The sequence below is a fragment of the Ralstonia sp. ASV6 genome, assembly GCF_016429285.1.
GTDB classification, from domain to species: Bacteria; Pseudomonadota; Gammaproteobacteria; order Burkholderiales; family Burkholderiaceae; genus Ralstonia; species Ralstonia flaminis.
This window is the reverse complement of record NZ_JAELUI010000041.1, coordinates 1-20592: the sequence shown is the minus strand read 5'-3', so window position 1 is coordinate 20592 and position 20592 is coordinate 1. Positions and strand designations below refer to the sequence as shown.

17 protein-coding genes are annotated in these 20592 nt (G+C 64.2%); 6 read left to right on the top strand and 11 right to left on the bottom strand.

The genetic code is table 11. From position 1 onward, the window contains the following. Positions 1-569: 569 nt before the first annotated feature. Positions 570-2828 (top strand): M1 family metallopeptidase, encoded by a 2259-nt coding sequence (locus JHD73_RS10455; protein WP_199030223.1) that lies wholly within the window; start codon positions 570-572, stop codon positions 2826-2828. A gap of 116 nt (positions 2829-2944) precedes the next feature. On the opposite strand, the gene JHD73_RS10450 is transcribed toward JHD73_RS10455, so the two are convergent. The 5 genes from JHD73_RS10450 to JHD73_RS10430 all read right to left on the bottom strand — a co-directional run bounded on the left by JHD73_RS10450 (position 2945) and on the right by JHD73_RS10430 (position 9623). Continuing rightward, positions 2945-3268 (bottom strand): P-II family nitrogen regulator, encoded by a 324-nt coding sequence (locus JHD73_RS10450; RefSeq protein ID WP_199030222.1) that lies wholly within the window; start codon positions 3266-3268, stop codon positions 2945-2947. Next, a complete protein-coding gene (locus tag JHD73_RS10445; protein WP_199030221.1) occupies positions 3265-6414 on the bottom strand; it encodes an efflux RND transporter permease subunit in 3150 nt (1049 codons plus the stop codon). The genes JHD73_RS10450 and JHD73_RS10445 overlap by 4 nt, the downstream gene beginning before the upstream one ends. Further along, complete coding sequence (locus JHD73_RS10440) at positions 6411-7622, bottom strand: efflux RND transporter periplasmic adaptor subunit (RefSeq protein WP_199030220.1); 1212 nt, start codon at positions 7620-7622, stop codon at positions 6411-6413. The genes JHD73_RS10445 and JHD73_RS10440 overlap by 4 nt, the downstream gene beginning before the upstream one ends. Continuing rightward, a complete protein-coding gene (locus JHD73_RS10435) occupies positions 7619-8980 on the bottom strand; it encodes a TolC family protein (protein WP_199030219.1) in 1362 nt (453 codons plus the stop codon). The genes JHD73_RS10440 and JHD73_RS10435 overlap by 4 nt, the downstream gene beginning before the upstream one ends. 115 nt (positions 8981-9095) lie before the next feature. Continuing rightward, positions 9096-9623: a hypothetical protein gene (locus JHD73_RS10430; protein ID WP_199030218.1), complete on the bottom strand. Its 528-nt coding sequence runs from the start codon at positions 9621-9623 to the stop codon at positions 9096-9098. 275 nt (positions 9624-9898) lie between these two features. On the opposite strand from JHD73_RS10430, the gene JHD73_RS10425 reads away from it, so the two are divergent. After that, positions 9899-10336 (top strand): Rrf2 family transcriptional regulator, encoded by a 438-nt coding sequence (locus JHD73_RS10425; RefSeq protein WP_199030217.1) that lies wholly within the window; start codon positions 9899-9901, stop codon positions 10334-10336. An 81-nt stretch (positions 10337-10417) separates the two neighbouring features. Continuing rightward, complete coding sequence (locus JHD73_RS10420; RefSeq protein ID WP_199030216.1) at positions 10418-11029, top strand: NAD(P)-dependent oxidoreductase; 612 nt, start codon at positions 10418-10420, stop codon at positions 11027-11029. Here the strand turns inward: JHD73_RS10420 and JHD73_RS10415 are convergent, their stop codons facing one another. From JHD73_RS10415 to JHD73_RS10405, 3 genes are read right to left on the bottom strand one after another with little or no spacing between them, the layout of a single operon-like run. After that, a complete protein-coding gene (locus JHD73_RS10415) occupies positions 11030-11635 on the bottom strand; it encodes a hypothetical protein (RefSeq protein WP_199030215.1) in 606 nt (201 codons plus the stop codon). It abuts the gene before it with no gap. Beyond that, a complete protein-coding gene (locus tag JHD73_RS10410; protein WP_199030214.1) occupies positions 11595-13097 on the bottom strand; it encodes an ATP-binding protein in 1503 nt (500 codons plus the stop codon). Before JHD73_RS10410 ends, JHD73_RS10415 begins: the two co-directional genes overlap by 41 nt. After that, entirely contained in the window at positions 13094-13759 is a 666-nt protein-coding gene (locus JHD73_RS10405; RefSeq protein ID WP_199030213.1) for a response regulator, read from the bottom strand. The genes JHD73_RS10410 and JHD73_RS10405 overlap by 4 nt, the downstream gene beginning before the upstream one ends. Positions 13760-13999: 240 nt before the next feature. Here JHD73_RS10405 and JHD73_RS10400 point away from each other — a divergent pair, with 240 nt between their 5' ends. Together JHD73_RS10400 and JHD73_RS10395 are read left to right on the top strand one after the other, a co-directional pair. After that, entirely contained in the window at positions 14000-15328 is a 1329-nt protein-coding gene (locus JHD73_RS10400) for an Nramp family divalent metal transporter (RefSeq protein ID WP_199030212.1), read from the top strand. A 130-nt stretch (positions 15329-15458) separates the two neighbouring features. Then, a complete protein-coding gene (locus JHD73_RS10395) occupies positions 15459-16556 on the top strand; it encodes a GGDEF domain-containing protein (RefSeq protein ID WP_199030211.1) in 1098 nt (365 codons plus the stop codon). 2 nt (positions 16557-16558) lie between these two features. Here JHD73_RS10395 and JHD73_RS10390 read toward each other — a convergent pair whose 3' ends face one another. The 3 genes from JHD73_RS10390 to zigA are packed head-to-tail and all read right to left on the bottom strand — an operon-like array spanning position 16559 to position 19672. Next, the gene (locus JHD73_RS10390) at positions 16559-17902 is read right to left on the bottom strand and encodes a dihydroorotase (protein WP_199030210.1); all 1344 of its coding nucleotides are present in this window, start codon (positions 17900-17902) and stop codon (positions 16559-16561) included. Between the two features lie 4 nt (positions 17903-17906). Then, positions 17907-18473: a carbonate dehydratase gene (locus JHD73_RS10385; RefSeq protein WP_199030209.1), complete on the bottom strand. Its 567-nt coding sequence runs from the start codon at positions 18471-18473 to the stop codon at positions 17907-17909. Further along, a complete protein-coding gene (zigA, locus tag JHD73_RS10380) occupies positions 18470-19672 on the bottom strand; it encodes a zinc metallochaperone GTPase ZigA (protein WP_199030208.1) in 1203 nt (400 codons plus the stop codon). The genes JHD73_RS10385 and zigA overlap by 4 nt, the downstream gene beginning before the upstream one ends. A gap of 150 nt (positions 19673-19822) precedes the next feature. Between zigA and JHD73_RS10375 the strand changes: the two genes are divergently transcribed. Further along, on the top strand, positions 19823-20592 hold a 770-nt coding region (locus JHD73_RS10375; protein ID WP_199030237.1), incomplete at its 3' end, for a mechanosensitive ion channel family protein.

Genomic DNA, 20592 nt, shown 5'->3' with positions numbered 1-20592 from the left:
GAACAAGTTAACCAACGTTGCGAGCGTACAGGCTTTGCACACTGTCGCGCGCAATGCTTGCCTCATCCGGAAGAATTACCCCTGCCTCGGCTCCGGCCGCCAACCGTCGTCAGCAAATCGTCAGACTATATTCAGCGCGTTTTTATTCCGCATTATCGACGGGCGCTGCGTGTACAGTTTTTCTTTATCTAATGTTGTAATAAATCGCCCCCGAATTTTTACGAAACATTCAAGAATCGCGTGCTGCATTTCTATTTTTCAATGCGCTTTGCAAAACTCACGCGCAGCACCCGGTTTGAGCCACCGGCGCGAGTCTTTCCGGGTCAAAATCTACAAGAAACCGGGCAATTCTTTGCCGCGTGTGAATTAAAAAACTTCGTCTCGATTCAGAGAACTTTTCCTCCAGAATGCGTGCATCCCTGAGCAGGGCTGTGACGACACTGTCACGCCATGTCGTCGTTTTATGTCCTGCGACTGCGGGGTTATTCCTGTCCTGATTCGGCGGTCCTTCCCCCCCAATCTTTTCGAGCCCTGGGCTGCCGATTCGTTTCCATCTGAGGAGAAAGGCAATGCGGGATTCGACCACCACCCGTCGTACGGCCGCGACATATGCCAATGGCGCAGCAACCGGCAGCGCAGGCAACCGTCACACGCGCCGCGCGTTCAAGCTTGCCCTGGTAGCCCAGGCTACGGCGGCGATGATGATTCTGGCGGCTTGCGGCGGCGGCGGCGACGACACGCTCAGCCCGGCGGGCGGCAAGCTTGGCGCCAACGGTTCGGAGCAGCAGGGCAATGCCAATACCGGCAACACCAATGCACCGGCACCTGCCGTCGATGCATCCGTGCCGCCCGTGGAATTGCCGGACTACATCAAACCCGTCAACTACAAGCTGTGGTTCCGTCCGAGCGCAGACCTCAACAGCTTCTCGGGCCGCGCCGACGTGGAGATCAAGGTCACCAAGCAGACCGGCGCTGTCACGCTGGCCGTCCGTGACCTGAAGCTCGACGCCTCGCGCCTGACGCTTACCCCCACTTCCGGCAGCGGCGCATCGCGCGTGCTGGTGCCGATTCCGCAGTCGCAGGGCGCCTTCTACGACCTGCGTGACCCGACCGGCGACATCAAGCCCGGCAACTACGTGCTGCACATGGAGTGGACGGGCACGATCAACTTCACCAAGGCCGAGGGCATCTTCAAGCTGGGCCTGCAGGCAGCAACGGGGGAAAGTTCCGACGCCATCGTCACGCAGGGCGAATCCAACTTTGCGCGTGAATGGTTCCCGAGCTGGGATGAGCCCGCCTTCCGCAACACCTTTGAGGTGACGGCAGAAATCCCGGGCGACTGGAAGGCCGTGGCCAACGGCCGCCAGACCGGCGCGACCAAGCTGCCGGACGGCTACCAGCAGGTCTCGTTTGCCAAGACGCCTTCGATGCCGGCGTACCTGCTGTTCTTCGGCGGCGGCAAGTTCGACATCCTGGAAGACAAGTTCACCAACCCGCTCGATGGCAGCAGCATGCGCCTGCGCTGGTGGGTGCCGCCTGGCGAGGCACACTCGGCGGTGGCCGGCATGCAGTTCACGAAGGAAGCGCTGAACCACTACTACAACTACTTCCAGATCCCGCTGCCGTTCGACAAGATGGACACCATCGTCGCCAACGACAGCTACAACAACAAGAATGCCGGCTTTGGCGGCATGGAGAACTGGGGCGCCATCTTCGAATTTGCCGACCAGGTGCTGGTACCGCCCGATGGCGCACCCACGACCGTTCACTCGATGGGCAAGGCGCGCTCGTTCGTAGTGGTATCGCATGAGCTGGCGCACCAATGGTTTGGCGATCTGGTCACGCTGGACTGGTGGGATGACATCTGGCTGAACGAATCCTTCGCCAACTGGTTCGAGAACGTCACGAAGATCACCATCCATCCGGAGTTCCCGGGCAACACGTGGGCCAATTATGCGGCGGTCAAGCAGCGCGTGATCACGCTGGACCTGCAGCCGACGGCCGTGCCGGTGCAGCACAACCTGAGCGACGCCGGCTCGATGGATTTCCTCGACAGCTTTGCCTACAACAAGGGCGGCCACGTTCTGCAGATGATCGAGAACTACGTCGGCAAAGATGCCATGCGCAAGGGCTTGCAGAGCTACCTGAACAAGTACAAGTTCGGCAACGGTACGCCGCCGCGCCTGTGGGCAGAACTGGAAGCCGCCAGCGGCAAGCCGGTGGGCAAGGTGGGCGACAGCTTTGTGCGTCAGACGGGCCTGCCGCTCGTCACCATTGATGCGCAGTGCAATCCGGCCACCAACCAGAACGTGCTGACCATCACGCAAAAGGCGTTCCCGAACAAGAACGTCTACTCCGGCTACCAGTGGAATGTGCCGCTCACGCTGGCGTATGGTGACAACTTCGGCCAGACGCAGACCATCGTGCTGGATCAGCAGACTGCGCAGGTCACGCTGCCGACGTGCTCGGCCGTGCTGGCCAACCCGTCGGGCCTGGACTACTACGTGACCAACTACAGCCCGACGCTGTGGAGCAACCTGCTGGCGCAGGCCGGTGCCATTACCACCGACGCCACCAAGACCAACATCGCGGGCGATGCCACGCAGCTGTACAACGCGCAGCTCATCACCAAGGCGCAGTACGACCAGATCGTCGGCATCAAGAACTTCCAGCCTGCTGTGGCCACGCTGGCCACGCAGGCAGTGAAGCCGACCGGCTCGCTGCGTCCGCAAGCGGTGCAGCTGCAGGAGATGCAGTCGATGGATCGCCCAATCCACAAGTTCCGCTACGAGGGCGTCATGAAGCACCTGACCGACCTGAAGCGGTAAGCGCCAAGGCAAACGGGCCGCTTTCCGTGTGCTCTGGAAAGCGGCCCGCTGCAACGTTGTCTCCTGATTTTCGGCGGACACAGTCCGCCGTTTTTCATGCGCGCATCACACCATCATCACCCCGTGCGATGCAGAAACGTGGCCTGCACGACGTCGGTCATCCAGATCGCGCTCTCACCGGTCTGCCCGTGTTCGAGCACCTTGACGGCGGCATCGAACAACATGCTGGCCAGCGCATCCGACACGACCAACTCGATCCGCACGCGCGGCACGAACTCCGTCAGGTCTTCCTTGATGGAATGTGCACCGGCCTGCGAAGCCACCGGCGGGTAGCCGTTCACCTCACCCACCGTCATGCCCGGAAACCCCGGGCAACCGCGCAGCGCCTCATGCAAGCGCTCCAGCAATTGCGGGCGCACTACGATGCGGATTTCCTTCATGCCTTGCTCTCCTCATCAAACCATTTGTACAGGGTGGGCAGCATCACCAGCGTGAGCAGCGTGCAGGTCAGCAGACCGCCGATCACCACGATGGCCAGCGGCCGTTGCACTTCCGAACCCGGGCCCGTGGCAAACAGGAACGGAATCAACCCCAGCATGGCCACGGTGGCCGTCATCATCACCGGGCGGAAGCGCATGCGCGAACCCAACCGCACAGATTCCTCCACCGACATGCCCTGCTCGCGCAGGCTGCGGATCGTGCTGACCAGCACCACGCCGTTGAGCACCGCAATGCCCCATAGCGCGACAAAGCCCACCGAGGCTGGCACCGACAGATACTCCCCGGTGACGAACAACCCGATGATCCCGCCCACAGAGGCAAACGGCAGCACCAGGATGATCAGCGTGGCGTAGCGCACGGAGTTGAACAGCAGGAATAGCAGGAAGAAGATGGCTGCCACCGTAATCGGCACGATCACCTTCAGGTGGCCCATGGCACGTTCCATGTTCTGGAACTGGCCACCCCACTCCAGGTAGTAGCCCTCGGGCAGCTTCACCTTCTGCGCCACGGCACCTTGCAGCTCGGCCACGAAGCCGCCCAGATCGCGGTCACGCACGTTTACGCCCACCACCACGCGGCGCTTGCCCAGTTCGCGGCTGATCTGTGCGGGGCCGTCGGTCACCTCGATGCGGGCGATGCTCTCCATCGGCACCTGCGCGCCGTTGGGTGCCGCCACGATCAGGTTGCGGATGGCCTCCACACTGCCGCGATACGTCTCCGGCAGGCGCACCACTGCGCTGAAGCGGCGCTCGCCTTCGAAGATTTCCGTGGCCTCTTTGCCGCCGATGGCGGTTTCGATCACGTTGTGCACGTCGGCCGCGTTCAGGCCATGGCGCGCAATGGCCTGACGGTCAATGGCAATCTGCAGGTACTGCTGGCCGGTGATGCGCTCCACACGCATGTCCTGCGCGCCCTGAATGCCCTGCGCCACCTTGGCAATTGCCTCAGCCTTCTCGCGCAGCACGTTCAGATCATCGCCAAACACCTTGATGGCCACGTCCGAACGCACGCCCGTCACCATCTCGTCCACGCGGTCAGAGATGGGCTGGGCCATGACGATCTGCACGCCGGGCAGCACTTGCAACGCGCGGCGCATGGCCTCGGCAATGTCGTCCTGGTTCCAGCCCTTCGGCCACTCGTCACGCGGCTTGAGCGATACGATCGGGGTCGATTCGTTCTGGCCCTGCGGGTCGGCCGGGGATTCGCCACGGCCCACGCCGGACACGGCCGACTTCACACCCGGCACCTGCATCACCAGGCGCATGGCTTCCATCTCCATGCGGATCGACTCTTCCAGCGAGATGTTCGGCGCGCGGTTGATGCCGGGCACCACCGAACCTTCCTTCATCTCGGGGATGAACGCCGTGCCCAGGAACGGCATCAGCGCGCCGGTAGCCAGGAACACCGCCACCGCCACCGCGACAGTCTTTCGACCGTTGTTCAGGCTGAACTCCAGCATGCGCAGATACGGCTTCTTCATCTTGCGGATCAGCCACGTGTCATGCGCATCGTGCTCCGCGTGCGGGTCATCGCTATGCTCGCCTTCCACGTGCTTGTGCGCCTTGGGCTTCAACAGATACGAAGACAGCACCGGCGTGAGCGTGAGCGACAGCACCAGCGAGAAGAACAGCGCAATCGCAATCGTGAAGGCCAGCGGCGCAAACATCTTGCCTTCCATGCCCTCCAGCGTCATCAGCGGCAGGAACACCAGGATGATGATGCCCACGCCAAAGATCACGGGCGTCGCCACCTCCGTCACCGCATGCAGGATGATGCGTGCGCGGCTTTCATTCGGGTCACGCGGCTTCGCAAGGTGCGCAAAGGCGTTCTCCACCACCACCACCGAGCCATCCACCATCAAGCCAATGGCAATCGCCAGCCCACCCAACGACATCAGGTTGGCCGAGATACCGAGCTTGTTCATTGCGATGAACGTCAGCAGCGGCGTCAGGATCAGCGTGCCAACGACGATCAACGACGAGCGGATGTCCCCCAGGAACAGCAGCAGCACGATCACCACCAGAACCACACCTTCGGCCAGCACCTTGATGACGGTCTTGAGTGCCGAATCAACCAGGTCCGAACGCTCGTAGTACGGCACGATCTTCAGGCCGCCGGGCAGCATGCCGTTGTCGTTGATGGCCTTGACGCGATCCTGGATGCGGGCGACGACTTCCTTGGCGTTGCCGCCGCGCATCATCATCACCACGCCGCCGACGGATTCCGTCACGCCGTTCTTGACCACCGCCCCCGCACGCACTGCCGTGCCGATCTTCACCTCCGCCACATCGCGGATATTGAGCGGCGTACCGTTGACCTCCTTGAGCACGATGGCGCCAATGTCGTTGGTATCACGCACCAGACCCACACCGCGGATCAGGTACTGCTCCGCAAAGTGCGGCAGCACACCGCCGCCCGAGTTGGCGTTGTTGGCGGCCAGCGCCTCGAACACCTGCTTGACTGTCACGTTGTGGTGGCGCAGCCGCTCGGGGTTGACCAGTACCTGGTACTGCTTCTCGTAACCGCCCTGCGAGTTGATTTCCGCCACGCCCGGAATGGAGCGCAGCAGCGGACGTACCACCCAGTCCTGCGCAATGCGGCGCTGGGTGAGCTCCTCGACGGAGAGCTCCTTGTCGCCGTCATCCGGCCTGTCGAGCGTGTACTGATACACCTCGCCCAAACCCGTGGACACAGGCCCCAGCACCGGTGTCACGCCCGTCGGCATGCGCGACTGCACCTCGATCAACCGCTCCATCACGAGCTGGCGCGCGAAGTACACGTCCGTCTCGTCGGTAAAGACAAGCGTGATGAGCGACAGCCCCGGCTTGTTGAGCGAGCGCATCTCGGTGAGCGCCGGCAGACCCGTCATGGCCATTTCCACCGGCACGGTCACGAAGCGCTCGACCTCTTCCGGAGATCGGCCGGGCGCTTCCGTTGCGATCTGCACTTGCACATTGGTCACGTCTGGAAACGCGTCCAGCGACAGCTTGCGTGCGGCATCCAGCCCGAAGAACAGCAGCACGGCGGCCAGCACGGCCACCACGAGCCGCTGCTTGAGCGCGCCGCGAATCAATGCGTCGATCATGCACCCTCCATCTCAGCGCGCTTGCGCTCATTGTTCAGATGGAAGCCGCCTTCAACCACGATGGGCTGGCCGGCTTGCACGCCAGAGAGCACCGGACGCACACCGTTGGATTCATCGCCCAGCTTGACCGGCGTGAGACGGTAGTCGGAATCGCTGGCGCGCACGAACACGTAGTCGCGGTTGTCTTCGCGCACCACGGCGGAAGTCGGCACGACCACGCGCTCTTCGGGGCGCGACTGGATCAGCAGCGTTGCCAGCATCGATGGCTTGAGCGTGCGCTCGGCGTTGTCGACTTCCGTGCGCACCGTGACCGTGCGCGATTGCGGATCAACGATATCGGACACCCAGATCAGCTTGCCCACCATGCGTTCACCTGCACCGGTGTCGATCTCCACCGATTGACCGGCACGCACGCCTGCAGCAGCGTTCTCGGGCACCTCGCCCACTACCCACACGCGCGACAAGTCGGCCACGGTGAACAACTCGTCGGCAGGCTGTACCACTTGGCCGCGCGTGACCTTGCGCTCGACTACCGTGCCACTGATGCTCGCCACCACCGGGGAAATCGACGACATGCCGCCCGTGCGCATCTTCGCCAGCGTGGCGGGTGATACGCCCATGACGCGCAACTGGTCCACCGCCGCGCGCACCTCGGCGTCGGCCATCGCCAATTCGCTCTGGCGCTTCTGCAGCTCTGCGGAGCCGATCACGTCAGCGGCCAGCAGCAGCTTGGCGCGTTCCAGCGCACGCGCCTGCAAGTCACGCTGCGCAGCGGCCTTCTGATAGGCCAACTGCGCGGCCCCCAACTCGGTGCTGTGCAGTTGCGCGAGGATGTCGCCCGCCTTGACGCTTTGGCCCGGTGTGGCGACAAGCTCCGTTACACGGCCCGTCACGGTGGCACCGATGCGCGCAACGCGCTGTTCGTCAAAGGCAATCTGACCCGGCACGCGCAGGCGTTCAGAGATCGGCTGCTTGCCAACCTGCGCCACCTTCAGGCGTTGCACCAGCGTGGGTTGAGCCACCACCAAATTCGGGTCGGCGGCCTGTTGCGCCGACTTGGCGTCGCTCGCGGCATCCTTGCCGCAAGCGCCGAGCAACAGCATGGCCGCCACGGCCACACCGGCCAGCCGGATCGAAGAAGAGAGAGAAGAACGTGGGTTCATGGTCAGGCTGGATTCTTGGGTTCGGTAAGCGGAGTGCTGGCTCATTGAGCCTCCGGGCGCAGGCGGTCGAGTTCAACAGCGGCGGTGCGCAAGTCGGCACGCGCGGCAATCAGGTCGTTGCGTGCCTGGCGGAAGACGCGCTGGGCGTCGAGAAAATCGAGGATGCCGCGCTCGCCGTGGCGGTAGGCGGCCTCGGCTACGCGCAAGGCAGATTCAGCCTGCTTGACCACGCCAGACTCCAGCGCGCTGACTTGCGACTCTGCAATCTCGTACTGGCGATAAGCGGATTCCACCGCCTGGCGGGTCTGCAGCTCACGGTCACGCAGCACGGCGCGGGCGCGCTCAAGCGCCGCCACCGCTTCGCCTACCGGGCCGTCGCGCCGGTCGAACAGCGGAATCGACATCACCACGCCCACGCGGTTGTCCTGCAAATCGGGGGCGCGATCCACCGTGCCGCGCAGTGCGAGCGACGGCCAGCGCTGGCTGCGCTCGTGCGCCAGGCGTGCCTCACCTTCGCGCACGGCGGCGCGATCGGCTTCGAGATCGGGGTGTGTTGCCACCACCATGCTGACAAGATCGGCCAGCGGCGGCAGATGGGCCACGGGCGGTGCATCGGCGCCGGCATCCACGTCAAAGGCCTGCGGGAGATCGGTGCCAACAGCGCGGCGCAGTTCGGCCAACGCCTGCTGCACACGCAATGCGGCAGCCTGCTCGGTGCGTTGTGCGTTGAGCAGCTCAGCATCGCCACGGATCAATTCGTAGCGCGGAGCCTCGCCGGTTTCCACACGCACGGCAACACGGCGGCGAATCTGCTCGACCAGGGTCACGTCTTCGCGCGCATTGCGTTGCTCGGCCTCGCGGCGTACGACGTCATAAAAGCGCAGCTTGAGCTGGGCATCCACGTCGCGCGCTTGCGATCGTGCGGTGGCCTGTGAGCCTTCGTAGGCGGCATCCGCAGCCTGCGTGCGGGCAGCACGCTGCCACGGCAAGTCGAGCTTCTGCGTGATCGACACGCTGTTGGTGCGGCCTTCAGCCGCACCGGGCATGCGGGCGCGCTGGCGGCCGGTCATCGCCTCAACTTCGGGGTTGGGCCAAGCGCGCGCGGTGGTCATGCCGGCCTGCGCGGCACGCACCTGGGCCTGCGATGCGGCGAGCGCCGGGTGATTGGCGCGCGCCAGTTCCAGCAATTGCGGCAGCGTATAGCGCGGCAGCGGAAGCGCCTCATCACGTGGCGCGGTGGGAGTGGTTACAGGCACCTTGGCCTGCGGGGGTGCAGCGGAGGCAGCGGGGGCGGAAACCGCCGATGCCGACAACAGCGTCAGCACGGCGGCAATAAGCAAGCGTTGCGACGCACGCGCGCCCGCAGCGGGGCACGGTCGGGCCGCGTCCTGGTTGGACAACATCCGGATCATCCTGAAAAAGAAGAACAGCCAAGCGCGGGCACCCCGCCTGTCAAGAACAAGGCAGGTGCCGCACTACGAACTCAAGGGAGTGGCTTCCGGCAAGCGCCGGAGGAGATCAGACGTGCGCGGGCGGGCGCAGCATGGGTGCCGGCACAGGGCCGGCCTGGAATGGCGGGAGTGCAACGCGGACGCGCGCGACACGCAGGCCGGGCGCAAGCGTCATAGGAGGCGGCGGCAGCCAGAGTTCGGGCGCGTCGCTGGGGTGATCGGGGGCAGCGGCATTGCTGGAGGGGGCATCGGGCGCGGTGTGCGCCTGCGCCACCCAGTGCTCCACGCTGAAGCACTGGCCGGGCTGCTTGACCAGCTTGCCGAGCGCCACCTTGATGGCGCGCTCGAAGCCCTTGCTGGGCTGGGCAACCGGCTGCACGTCGTCCAGCGCATCGTCAACAACGGCCTCGATGGCTTCCAGCGCATCGTCAGCGGCTTGCCCATCGGGGAAATGCGTGGCCGAGAACACCGTAACGGTAAACAGCAGACACCAGATCGTGACGACCCAACGTACGCCGCGCGCGCGCGACAACACGCCACGCGCGTTAGCGCGAGGCATCGTCGGCAAGGCGAGGCGAAGATTTGTCACAAACATGGGCCCCGAATACTAGCAGGAAAATTGCTGCATCTGCACATAACTTCCGGCAGAACGCACGGATGTCACTCGGAATCGACCTATCCGGCGCGAATCCGTTCCATTTCCGGGCAATACCATCTTCACCCAGTCGTCCAGCTCCATGGGCATGCGGTTAAGCGATGCGCCAGAACAAGGGCATCGGCACTGGCGACTGCCTTCTGAGTCGCAAGCGGCGGACAGGGTTGACTGCACGCGTAAGTGTATCTACACTGGTTACACTTTATCTGACCGCCATGTCCACCAGCAGCCGCTTCGCCGTCGCCGTGCATATTCTGACCCTGCTTGCCAGTGCAGAAGGGCCGGTGCCATCGTCGCTCATTGCGGGTAGCGTGGGTACCAATCCGGCGTTGATCCGCCGCCTGGTGGCGCAGTTGGCCGAAGCTGGTTTCGTCAGCTCGCAGATGGGCGCAACGGGCGGCGCAACGCTGGCGCAGCCGGCAGATCGCATCACCCTGCTCGATGTGTTTCGTGTGGTGGAATCCTCCGTTCTGATCGCGCTGCCGCCCAACGCACCCAACCCGGCGTGTGATGTGGGCCGCGAGATCACCGGGGTGCTGGAGCGCGTGACCGAACGCGCGCAAGCCGCCATGGAAGCCGAGCTGGCCGCGCAGACCATCGCGGGCATGCTGGAAGAAGTCGGACACGCACAGAAGCGTCGTCGCCGAGCCTAGCGTCTTGGCGTTTTTTTTACCGCCATATGTAACTACGTTAATTACATATCACCTCATAACCGCTTAACAAGGAGTTGAACCATGAAGATTGCAATCATTGGCGCCACCGGGCGCGTAGGCACCCGCCTGATCGACGAAGCCCTGCGCCGCGGCCATCAGGTGACGGCTATTGCGCGTACCGCATCCAAATTGCCGGCACGCGCAGGCTTGACCGCCAAGGACGTGGATGTGGCAGACCAGGCCGCGTTGGTTGCTGCGCTGGCGGGCAACGATGTGGCCTTCAGCACCGTGCGCTTCCTGCAGGCCAATGCGGACCAGATCGTTGGTGCGGTGAAGAAGGCGGGTGTGCCGCGCTTGCTGGTGGTGGGTGGCGCCGGCAGCCTGGAAGTGGCGCCGGGCGTGGCACTGATCGACACGCCGCAACTCCCGAAGGAGTACTTTGCCGAAGCCTCGGCAGGCCGTGACTTCCTCAACGCGCTGCGCACGGAAACCGAGCTGAACTGGACGTTCGTGTCGCCGTCGGCAATCTTCGAACCGGGCGAGCGCACAGGCCACTTCCGTGTCGGCAAGGACACGCTGCTGGTGGATGCCAACGGCAAGCCCTGGGTGTCGATGGAGGACTACGCCATCGGCTTCCTCGACGAGGCGGAAAAGCCGGCGCACCCGCGCCAGCGCTTCACGATCGGCTACTGATCAACGGCAGGTGGACGGCACCGCCAGCGCCTTCTCAAAGGGGTCGCGGCGCAGGCTTGGGTCTTGCGCGTTCAGGCAGTAGGCGCTACCGCCCACCTCAACACGTGCTTGCCAGCGGCCAGCGGTGCCGCGCGATTCCTGAACCGGCCCGGCAACGCGCGGCGTGGATGCGGCGTCCGGCCCGAACGCGTGGCCGGCACCGCGTGCTGTGCTTGCCGCAAGATTGTTTTCTGCCTGAGACCGTGTGCGCGGAGATGGTGTTATCGATGCGCTGAGGTCGAGCGTGCGGGCCTCGACGGTGTCGACCGTGGCCGGCGCCGCGGAGGCCGATTCGGCGGCCTCGGTGCGTTGCGTTGGCGCCGGTAACGCAGCCCGCGAACTGCGGGCCGCTGCTTTTGCTGGCGGCAAAGGCATGGGGGTCGGTGAAATCTCGACGCTGAGCAACCGCCCTTGCAGCAGCGGCTCATCGCGTTCGACGGGTGGCGGATGCTCCCGCCACCACGCCAGCAGTGCCAGATGCCCCAGCACCACCAGTGCCAGGGCGATCAGCCTTGATCTGCGCCAGTCAGTGGCTGGGCGTATCAGCCATGCCGGGTGGCGCGTCATCTGGCTCGATCGGCTCGGGGGCGCTGTCCAGTGCCGGAAGACGGATCACCACGGCACAGCCCTTTCCACCCGGGCCATCCTCAATGGAGACCGAGCCATTGCCGAGTTCGACAATGCGCCGCACGATCGCCAAACCCAGGCCGCTGCCTTGCGACTGACTGCCGCGTGGGCGGTAGAAGCGCTCGAACACACGTTCACGCTCATCGGGCGGAATACCCGGGCCGGTATCTTCAACGCGTAGCTCGATCATCGGCACGGCTGTACCTGCAGTCGCACCCGCCCCGCCTTGCTCAACTCGCTTGACCACCACGCGCACCTCACCGCCCTTGGGCGTTTCGCGCACAGCATTGTCGAGCACGTTTTCAACCAGCGTGGCGGCGTCTTCGTGTGACACCGACACCCACGCCTGATTGGCACCTTCGTACGACAGCGTGACGTTGCGACGCTCCGCGCGTGATGCCTGCTGAATCACGCCGCTGCGCGCGCAACCGGCCAGATCGGACAGCGCACCTTGCGCCAGTTGGGCTTCCACACGGCGTGCATCGAGCCGCGCGATGGCCAGCAACTTGGCCAGCGATTGCGTCGCACGCGAAATGCCGCGGTCAAACTCGCGCAGTGCGGTGGAGCGATCGTCCTCGCTGTCGGAATGCGAGACGACATACGCCTGTGCCTGGATGGCCGCCAGCGGCGTACGCAATTCGTGCGCGGCATCGGCAAAGAAGCGGCGATCTGCCTCGATGCCACGTCGCACACGCGCGAAAAGATCGTTCAGTGCTTCCACCAGCGGCTTCAGCTCGGCATGCTCGACGCTTTGCACGGGGTCCAGATCTGCCGAGTCACGCGACTCCACCTGACGCGTGAGCGTGCGCAGCGGCTTGAGACCGACGTGTGCTGCCCAACCCACCATCACCATCAGCGCGGTCGCGAGAATGGCCAGCGCCATCGCCACTTCCTGAAAGAGATCACGAATGGCGCGTTCATAGGCAGAAAGCGGCTGCGCCACGGTGGCCGTGAGCTTGCCATCGACGCTGTCCACCGTATAGCTGCGCCACGGTTTGCCCTCGAGCATGATCTCGACCACGGTCTCGTGCGCCTTGCCACAGGGCATGGTGGGCGCGCCCGGGAAAGCGGTGATGACGTGCCCGGCGCGATCGCACAGCACGTAGCGGAATTCACCAGGAAGGATGTTGGGCAGCGAGAGGCCCAGCTTGATGTCGGTGAGGCGGCGCAGGAATTCCTCCCGGCGCGGCACATCATCCATATTGAGCGTGGTGAGGTCGGCATACGCCTGCGCCGACATGCGCAGATCGCTCACCACCTGACGGCTGTTGGTGCGGGAGATTTCCAGATGGGCGATCACCAGTTGCACCAGCAGCATCAGCACCAGTGCCAGCAGGATCAGCACATACAGGCGAAACGACAGCGACCGGACCCGCAGGATCGCTGGGACCGTCAGCTTCAACGGTTGCCTCCGATCATGTAGCCGACACCCCGGATGGTCTGGATGGTGTCGTTACCCAGCTTGCGGCGCAGGTGGTGGATGACGACTTCGAGTGCGTTGGCGCTGACGCTGTCGCCTTCACGATAGAGGGCGTCCATGAGCGTTTCGCGCGGGACCCAGCGATGGGCGCGGCGCACGAGCTCAAGCAGCAACTGGTATTCACGCGGGGTGAGTTCGATGATCTGCCCGTCCTGCGTCACGCGCTTTTGCGAAGGCTCGACCACCAGGGCGCCGACGCTCCACTGGTTGGTGCTCTGCCCGGCATGGCGGCGCAGCACGGCACGCAATCGAGCGACCAGTTCATCGACAGGGAACGGCTTGACGAGGAAGTCGTCGGCACCGGAGTCCAGGCCCTTGAGGCGTTCGGACAGCGCATCGCGCGCGCTGGCAATGATGACCGGCACATCGCTATGCGCGGCACGCAGTTCTTCGAGGAAGGTGTGGCCTTCACCGTCGGGCAGGCCGAGGTCGAGCACGATGGCCTCGAACGTGTTGGTGGTGATCCATTTCTGTGCGTCAACCAGGCGGCGTACCCAGGTCGCGTTATAGCCGGCCTGACGCAGCGCGCGGGCCAGTGCGGTGCCCAACGGCAGGTCGTCTTCGATGAGGAGGATGGCGTTCATGCGAGTGAGTCTTGACGGGTCGACGGTAAACGGACAGCCGGCACCTGAGAAACAGGCGCCGGCAAAGCTGGAAATCTACCCCAACGGACTGAGATTTGCCTTAAATCTGCCGCGGCAATATGCCTCACACATCACCTTGAAGCGGCACCAGCAGCGGATATCCGCACGCGCGGCAGCACTTGGCTATCATGAGGCCGCATCGATTGATTTCCTCTTCGCCCTCCCATTCCCGGCCGCGCCATGTTCCGCCTGCCTGCCCTGCCCACCACTGCCACGGCACCGTTCTGCCCATCCGAAGTGCGCGGCACCGTGGCCGTCCCGCCCGGCCTGCCATTGTGGAAGAAGCTGCTGCGCTTTGCCGGGCCGGGGTTGCTCGTGTCTGTCGGCTACATGGACCCGGGCAACTGGGCAACCGACATCGAGGCCGGTTCACGCTACGGTTATTCGCTGCTGTTTGTGGTGCTGCTCTCCAGCTTGGCCGCGATGGTGCTGCAGTGTCTGTCGGCGCGACTGGGCATCGTCACGGGCAAGGATCTGGCGCGCGCCTCGCGCGACCGCTACCAGCCTGGGGCCGTGCGCGTGCAATGGCTGCTGGCCGAGCTGTCGATCATCGCGTGCGATCTGGCAGAGGTGTTGGGCTGCGCGCTGGCGTTCCACCTGCTGCTGGGCGTGCCGATACTGGGCGGCGTGGCACTCACCGCGCTGGACACGCTGATCGTGCTGGGCCTGAAAGGGAAGAACTTTCGCCAGCTTGAAGCCATCGTGCTGGGCCTCATCCTCACTATCGGCCTGTGCTACTTCGTTGAGCTGCTACTTATCAAACCGCACTGGCCGTCGGTGGCAGCCGGGTTGATGCCGTCGTGGCAAAGCGTGAGCGAGCGCGAGCCGCTTTACCTTGCCATCGGCATCCTCGGCGCGACGATCATGCCGCACAACCTGTATCTGCATTCGTCCATCGTGCAGACACGCATGACGGCCAGCACGGAAACCGCCAAGCGCGAGGCGGTGGGCTTGTCGCGGCTCGACACCATCATCTCGCTCTCGCTGGCGCTGCTGGTAAACGGCGCCATCCTGATACTCGCCGCCGCGGCATTTCATGCCAACGGCTACCAGGACGTAGCCGACATCCAGGATGCGCATCGCCTGCTCGAACCCATCGTCGGCACGGCAGTGGCCGGCGCGCTGTTCGGCATCGCGTTGCTGGCGGCGGGGCAAAGCTCTACCTTCACCGGCACCATCGCCGGGCAGATCCTGATGGAGGGTTTCCTGGACCTGCGCATCCCCTGCTGGCAGCGGCGCCTGATCACACGCGCGCTGGCGCTGATCCCGGCATTCATCGGCGTGGCCATGCTGGGCGACCACGCCATCGGCAAGCTGCTCGTGATCAGCCAGGTGGTGCTCGGTTTTCAGTTGCCGTTTGCGATGTTTCCGCTGATTCGCATGACCGACGATCGCACGCTGATGGGCGTGTTTGTTAACAGCCGATTAACGTCCGTACTGGCGTGGGGTTTATTCGTCGTCATCAGCGTCGCCAATCTGTGGCTGGTGTGGCAGGTGCTGGCCGGTTGAGGGATTCCCCCCACTAAAAATCCGCGCACGGCAACACGCGCCGCCATTAGAATGCGCGCTTTGTTGCGCAACCCGGCCCTGCCCGCGCTTGCACCATCAAGCAGCGTGTGAAGGCCGTACTCGCCCAGCCTTGAGCGCGAACCCGCCTACCGCCTCCGCCCTGCCCGACGCACGCACGCCCTCTCGCGACTATCAGGCGCGCCATTTCGTGCCGATGATTCTTGCGCTGAGCAAATGCGGCGTGCTCGGCTACGGCTTCGCGATCATGCTGGGCTGGTCGGTAGGACTGTTGCATCGGCCCGAGCCGCTGCTCGCGTTGCTCGTGCTGCTGATGGTCATCGTGCTGACTGCGCAACGGCATCGACATACCGGCCTATGGGGGCCGTTGGCGCTCGCCCATCTGCTTGCAGAAGAGGTGGCCATCATTGCGTTTGGCTATCAGGCCGGGCTTGAATGGGTGCTGCCGGCGTTCTACCTGATGCCGCTTGCCACCAGCCCCGCCTGGCTGACCCGACGCGATTTCTGCATCGCGATGGCGCTCTGCACGGCTGGGCCCGTCGTCGCGCTGCTGATCGCCCAGGACCCGGTCACGACGTTGCACCACGGCTGGCTAGGCCTGGTGCTGTACCTGCCGATCTGCATTGCCGCCTCAGCCGTCATTCATCACTACCTGCTGCGTGCGATGGCGCGGCACTATGCCGCTGAGATCAATCTGGCCGACCGCGCCAACACCGATCACCTGACCGGTATGCTCGCGCGCCAGCGCTTCTTCGAGCTGGGCAGCTTTGCGGTGGAGCGCGCCCAGCACCATGCGGAGCCGCTGTGTGCGCTGTACCTCGACGTCGACCACTTCAAGGCCATCAACGATGCATGGGGCCATGCGGCCGGTGACGAGGCGCTGGTTTCATTGTCCGATGCGCTGGCCGACGTACTGCGTCCGAACGATCTGTTCGGCCGGCTGGGCGGCGACGAGTTTGCCGTGCTGCTGCCCAACTGCGGCTTGACCAACGCGCTGGCCGTCGTGGAACGGCTGAAAGCCGCCGTGAGCGCCAGCGAAACGCCGGTCGGTCCGCTCACGATCAGCGTGGGTGCAGCGCCGCTGCGGCCAGGGCAGGATCTGGCCAAGCTGCTGGCAGATGCCGACATCGGCCTGATGGAAGCGAAGCGACAAGGGCGCAACCGCGTGTGTGTGCCGCCCGGCGCGCAGCACACCACCGCCGACGCCTGATATCAGGCCGGCGTTGGTGCTGGCACCGTTTCAGCAAAGCGCACCGGCTGCCCCTCCGGCTGACCAACGACCGCGCCCTCCCTCATCACGATCCTGCCGCGCACGACGGTCGCGATGGGCCAGCCTGTTACGCGCAGGCCGTCGTACGGCGTCCAACCCGACACGCTGGCAATCCAGGCATGCGTGATCTCGCGCCGCGCTTTCAGATCGACCAGCGTGAGATCGGCGTCGTACCCGATCGACAGGTGCCCCTTGGATTCAATGCCGAAGATGCGCGCGGGCCCGGCACTGGTCAGATCCACCAACCGCTGCAGGCTGAGCCGTCCGGCGTTCACGTGATCCAGCATGACCGGCAGCAGCGTCTGCACACCCGTCATGCCACTCGGCGACGATGGGTACGGTCGGGCCTTTTCATCCAGCGTGTGGGGGGCGTGGTCGCTGCCGAGCACATCCACCACGCCGTTGCGGACAGCCTGCCACAGCGCCGCCTGATGGCGGGCGTCGCGCACGGGCGGATTCATCTGGGCCAGCGTGCCAAGACGCTCGTAACACTCGGGCGCCACCAGACTCAGATGATGCGGCGTGACTTCAACGCTGATGCTGGCCTTGTGCTGCGCCAGGAATGCCATCTCCTCGGCGGTCGATACGTGCAGCACGTGCAGGCGGCGGCGCGCCTCCATCGCCAGGTTCACCACACGCCGCGTCGCCAGGCGTGCGCTCTCGGCGTCGCGCCAGACAGGGTGGTCACGCACGTCGGCGGAATGCTCGACCAGGGCTCGCCGCTCTCTCAGCCGTGCCTCGTCTTCGGCATGCACCGCCAGGCGGCGCCGCCCCTGGCGCAGGATGCGGCGCAGGACGGCCGTATCGTCGACCAGCAGATCACCGAAGGAACTCCCCATGAACACCTTGACGCCAGCGCAGGCCTGCAACCTTTCCAGCGCGGGCAACTGATCCGCATTGGCGGCAGCCCCGCCCATGTAGAAGGCGTAGTCACACCATGCGCGGCCGCGGGCACGCTCGCATTTGTCCTGCAGATCCTGCGCGCTGAGTGTGAGCGGATGCGTGTTGGGCATTTCGAACACGGCCGTCACACCGCCCAGCACGGCACCACGCGTGCCCGCTTCCAGGTTCTCTTTGTGCGTGAGGCCGGGCTCGCGAAAATGCACCTGGCTGTCTATCACGCCCGGCAGCACGTGCAGCCCCCGGGCATCGACAGATTCCTCAGCCGTCCAGCCTTGCGCATTGAATGCGACGATGCGGCCAGCGCTGCAGACAACATCGCCTGCGTGCAGCCCGCCCGGCGTTGCGAGCGTACCGCCGCGAACGATTAGATCGGCGTGCCTCATTGCATCAGGCCTCGAAGGTGGCCTGAATGCGCTTGTACCCCTGCACAAGGTGGTTGTTGGTGCGCGCTACGTCTTCGGAAAATGCGGATTCGCGCGCGGACACCTTTCGGATGCTGCGCAGGTCGGTGTCGGGCCCAATACGCTCTGTGGACGGCACATAGAAGCCATCCGGCAGGTCGCAGCCGTCCACCACGGCGTTGTGCCGCACGACGCCTCCCTGCCCGATCGTGCAATTGAACAGCACGCTGTTGAAGCCGATGAACACACCATCGCCCACCACGCAGGGCCCGTGCACGATGGCACGGTGCGCAATCGATGTCCGTTCGCCAATGATGACGGCGGCACCTGACTTGGAATGGATGACCACACCGTCCTGAATATTCGAATGCGCACCAATGACGATGGGCTCCATGTGGCCGCCCTCGTCCACCTCGTCTGCGCGAATCACAGCATAGGGGCCAATGAACACGTTCTCGTACACGATCACGCGCCCGCACACGATCGCGGTCGGATCAACAAAGGCACTCGGATGAATCTGCGGCAGATCACCGCGCGGGTTCTGCCGGATCATGCGTTAGGCCACTCGGGAAACGGGTTGGCATAGCGCTTCCAGGCGTGCGGGCCGGCAGCCATCTCGGTGTCGGTCAGCAGGCAGGCGTCAAAGCGCACGCGCAATGTGGTTTCGTCCATGCCGATGCCGATCAGGACGATCTCCTGGCGTGCGTCGCCCACGCTGCTGTCCCAGTGCTGGCGAATCGTGGCAACGGATTCAGGCTCGGTTGGCCAGCGCTCAGGGGGCACCGCCGCCCACCAGTAGCCCGCTACGTCATGCCGTGCCATCGCACCCGCCTGCGACCACGCCCCAGCATGCGCCGGATGGCTTGCCAGCCAGAAGAAGCCCTTGGATCGCACCACACCCGGCCACTCGCTTTGTACCCAGTCGAAAAAGCGCTGTGGATGAAACGGCCGGCGTGCCCGATAGACGAAGCTGCCGATGCCGTAGGTATCGGATTCGGGCATATGTTCGCCGCGCAGCGCCTTGAGCCAGCCTGGCGCCTTGGCGGCCTCGTCAAAGTCGAACCGGCCCGTGCCCAGCACACGATCGATCGGAACCCGGCCAAACATGGCGCGTTCAACGCGGGCGCGCGGATTGAGGCGGTGCAGGATGCCCTCCAGGCGAGTGAGATCGGCGTCGCTCATCAGGTCAGTCTTGTTGAGCACGATCACATCGCAGAACTCGATCTGATCGACCAACAGGTCCACCACCGTGCGGTGGTCTTCCGCGCCCATCGATTCACCGCGTGCCTGCAGGCTGTCACGCGACCCGTAGTCGCGCAGGAAGTTGTACGCATCCACCACGGTCACCATGGTGTCGAGCCGCGCAACGTCTGCCAGCGCCGTGCCGTCTTCCCCCTCGAAGGTGAAGGTCTCGGCCACCGGCAACGGTTCGGAGATGCCGGTGGATTCAATCAGCAAGTAGTCAAAGCGCCCTTCCGCTGCCAGACGACGAACCTCGACCAGCAAATCTTCGCGCAAGGTGCAGCAGATGCAGCCGTTGCTCATCTCGACGAGCTTCTCGTCTGTGCGCGAGAGTTGCGCACCGCCATCGCGCACGAGTGCGGCGTCGATATTGACCTCGGACATGTCGTTGACGATGACCGCCACACGCCGCCCCTCGCGGTTGTTCAGGACATGGTTGAGCAGTGTCGTCTTGCCCGCCCCCAGAAAACCGGACAGGACGGTAACGGGCAGACGGGTGGACGAAGTCATGGGCAGATTCACGGCGATCACACTTTTATGCAACTATGTTGCAACAGAAGATAACGCAACTGTGTTGCATTTGCAATGCGCGTATCAATCCATGCGGCACAGTTTGTGCGACGCGACACTCCGTGACTTTGCACGGAGATGTCCATGGCCATGGAGTGGCTCAACGTCCATACCTTCCTGCGCATACCGGCGCGAGACTGGGCTGCAGCGGCGCTCACGGTGGTGGCCACGTATGTGGTGCTGATGAGCGTGCTGCGCCTGATCGGCAACCGGCTGGACGTGCGAGCGCACCGCACCGGCTACCGTTTCGACACGCTGACTGCGGCCGTGCTGCGCGATACGCATCCGCTGTTCATCGGGCTGGCGGCATTGCTGGCCGGTTCGTACTTCATCGAGTTGCCCACACGCCTGGCCAACAAGCTGGACCACATCTGGTTCGTCATCATCGGGTTCCAGATTGCGCTGTGGCTCAACCGGGGCGTGAAGCTGTGGGCGCGTGACAAGCTGTCCGCGCAAACCCAGACCACGCGCAACCCGGTCATCACATCGATGATGGCGTGGGTGCTGCGCTTTGCACTGTGGTCGATGCTGTTGCTGGCCATCCTGGCCAATGTGGGCGTAAACGTCACCGCCTTTGTCGCCAGCCTGGGTGTGGGGGGTGTGGCCGTTGCGCTGGCGGTGCAGAACATCCTGAGCGACTTGTTTGCCTCGCTCGCCATTGGGCTGGACAAGCCGTTCGAGATTGGTGACTTCATCGTCTTCGAATCGATTGCCGGCACGGTGCAGCACGTGGGGCTCAAGACCACACGCATCCGCAGCCTCTCGGGCGAAGAGATCGTGACGTCCAACACTGCGTTACTCAAAAGTACGATCCACAATTACAAGCGGATGCAGGAACGACGCATCGTGTTCGCGTTCGG

Excerpts from the sequence above, each read along its gene's own strand:
- JHD73_RS10425 (WP_199030217.1), top strand. The coding sequence starts at position 9,899 with ATGTCCACCAGCAGCCGCTTCGCCGTCGCCGTGCATATTCTGACCCTG.
- JHD73_RS10430 (WP_199030218.1), bottom strand. The coding sequence starts at position 9,623 with ATGTTTGTGACAAATCTTCGCCTCGCCTTGCCGACGATGCCTCGCGCT.
- JHD73_RS10405 (WP_199030213.1), bottom strand. The coding sequence starts at position 13,759 with ATGAACGCCATCCTCCTCATCGAAGACGACCTGCCGTTGGGCACCGCA.
- JHD73_RS10435 (WP_199030219.1), bottom strand. The coding sequence starts at position 8,980 with ATGTTGTCCAACCAGGACGCGGCCCGACCGTGCCCCGCTGCGGGCGCG.
- JHD73_RS10440 (WP_199030220.1), bottom strand. The coding sequence starts at position 7,622 with ATGAGCCAGCACTCCGCTTACCGAACCCAAGAATCCAGCCTGACCATG.
- JHD73_RS10445 (WP_199030221.1), bottom strand. The coding sequence starts at position 6,414 with ATGATCGACGCATTGATTCGCGGCGCGCTCAAGCAGCGGCTCGTGGTG.
- zigA (WP_199030208.1), bottom strand. The coding sequence starts at position 19,672 with ATGACTTCGTCCACCCGTCTGCCCGTTACCGTCCTGTCCGGTTTTCTG.
- JHD73_RS10420 (WP_199030216.1), top strand. The coding sequence starts at position 10,418 with ATGAAGATTGCAATCATTGGCGCCACCGGGCGCGTAGGCACCCGCCTG.
- JHD73_RS10400 (WP_199030212.1), top strand. The coding sequence starts at position 14,000 with ATGTTCCGCCTGCCTGCCCTGCCCACCACTGCCACGGCACCGTTCTGC.
- JHD73_RS10415 (WP_199030215.1), bottom strand. The coding sequence starts at position 11,635 with ATGACGCGCCACCCGGCATGGCTGATACGCCCAGCCACTGACTGGCGC.
- JHD73_RS10385 (WP_199030209.1), bottom strand. The coding sequence starts at position 18,473 with ATGATCCGGCAGAACCCGCGCGGTGATCTGCCGCAGATTCATCCGAGT.
- JHD73_RS10455 (WP_199030223.1), top strand. The coding sequence starts at position 570 with ATGCGGGATTCGACCACCACCCGTCGTACGGCCGCGACATATGCCAAT.
- JHD73_RS10450 (WP_199030222.1), bottom strand. The coding sequence starts at position 3,268 with ATGAAGGAAATCCGCATCGTAGTGCGCCCGCAATTGCTGGAGCGCTTG.
- JHD73_RS10390 (WP_199030210.1), bottom strand. The coding sequence starts at position 17,902 with ATGAGGCACGCCGATCTAATCGTTCGCGGCGGTACGCTCGCAACGCCG.